Raw genomic sequence first — 937 nt, forward strand, 5'->3', positions numbered from 1 at the left:
CGTTAAGCTCTCCAGCGCCGATGGTAGTTGGGGCTTTGCCCCCGCGAGAGTAGGACACCGCCAGGCATAGCATTTATGACGGAGGATTAGCTCAGCCGGGAGAGCACTTGCCTTACAAGCAAGGGGTCGCAGGTTCGATCCCTGCATCCTCCACCATTTATCACATGCCGGCCTAGCTCAACTGGCAGAGCAACTGACTTGTAATCAGTAGGTTGGGGGTTCGAGTCCTCTGGCCGGCACCATCTATTGAGCCATTAGCTCAGTTGGTAGAGCATCTGACTTTTAATCAGAGGGTCGGAGGTTCGAATCCTCCATGGCTCACTTTATGCGGGTGTGGCGGAATCGGCAGACGCGCTAGATTTAGGATCTAGTGTCTTTCGACGTGAGGGTTCAAGTCCCTCCGCCCGCATTTCATAAATATGTCTGCGGAAGTAGTTCAGTGGTAGAACACCACCTTGCCAAGGTGGGGGTCGCGGGTTCGAATCCCGTCTTCCGCTCCAAAAAATGCCAAGTAAAAACCGCGCCGGGGTGGCGGAATTGGCAGACGCACAGGACTTAAAATCCTGCGGTAGGTCGTACTACCGTGCCGGTTCGAGTCCGGCCCTCGGCATCATAGGCGCCCGTAGCTCAATTGGACAGAGCGTCTGACTACGGATCAGAAGGCTAGGGGTTCGACTCCTCTCGGGCGCACCATATCACGGGAAGTAGCTCAGCTTGGCAGAGCACATGGTTTGGGACCATGGGGTCGCAGGTTCAAATCCTGTCTTCCCGACCAGTTTTGGGGCCTTAGCTCAGCCGGGAGAGCGCCTGCTTTGCACGCAGGAGGTCAGCGGTTCGATCCCGCTAGGCTCCACCATATGTAATAAAGTTGCTCCTTGAAAACTGAACAAAACAGCCAGTATGACAGTTGGATGTCAGAGGCAGGAAGTCGGAAAAC

The 937-nt window shown here is 55.2% G+C and carries 9 tRNA genes; all 9 read left to right on the forward strand.

What is annotated here, in order from left to right:
- The first annotated feature begins 80 nt into the window (after positions 1-80).
- The 9 genes from ABDZ72_RS03985 to ABDZ72_RS04025 all read left to right on the forward strand — a co-directional run bounded on the left by ABDZ72_RS03985 (position 81) and on the right by ABDZ72_RS04025 (position 856).
- A tRNA-Val gene (locus ABDZ72_RS03985) sits at positions 81-156 on the forward strand.
- A 10-nt stretch (positions 157-166) separates the two neighbouring features.
- A tRNA-Thr gene (locus ABDZ72_RS03990) sits at positions 167-242 on the forward strand.
- A 6-nt stretch (positions 243-248) separates the two neighbouring features.
- Positions 249-321 (forward strand) — tRNA-Lys (locus ABDZ72_RS03995).
- Between the two features lie 6 nt (positions 322-327).
- A tRNA-Leu gene (locus ABDZ72_RS04000) sits at positions 328-409 on the forward strand.
- A gap of 16 nt (positions 410-425) precedes the next feature.
- Positions 426-500: transfer RNA gene (locus tag ABDZ72_RS04005), tRNA-Gly, on the forward strand.
- Between the two features lie 22 nt (positions 501-522).
- Positions 523-610 (forward strand) — tRNA-Leu (locus ABDZ72_RS04010).
- Positions 611-616: 6 nt separating this feature from the next.
- A tRNA-Arg gene (locus tag ABDZ72_RS04015) sits at positions 617-693 on the forward strand.
- A 5-nt stretch (positions 694-698) separates the two neighbouring features.
- Positions 699-775: transfer RNA gene (locus ABDZ72_RS04020), tRNA-Pro, on the forward strand.
- A gap of 5 nt (positions 776-780) precedes the next feature.
- Positions 781-856 (forward strand) — tRNA-Ala (locus tag ABDZ72_RS04025).
- Positions 857-937 lie beyond the last annotated feature (81 nt).

The sequence above is a fragment of the Lentibacillus halophilus genome (genome assembly GCF_039522485.1).
Taxonomy (GTDB): Bacteria; Bacillota; Bacilli; order Bacillales; family Amphibacillaceae; genus Lentibacillus; species Lentibacillus halophilus.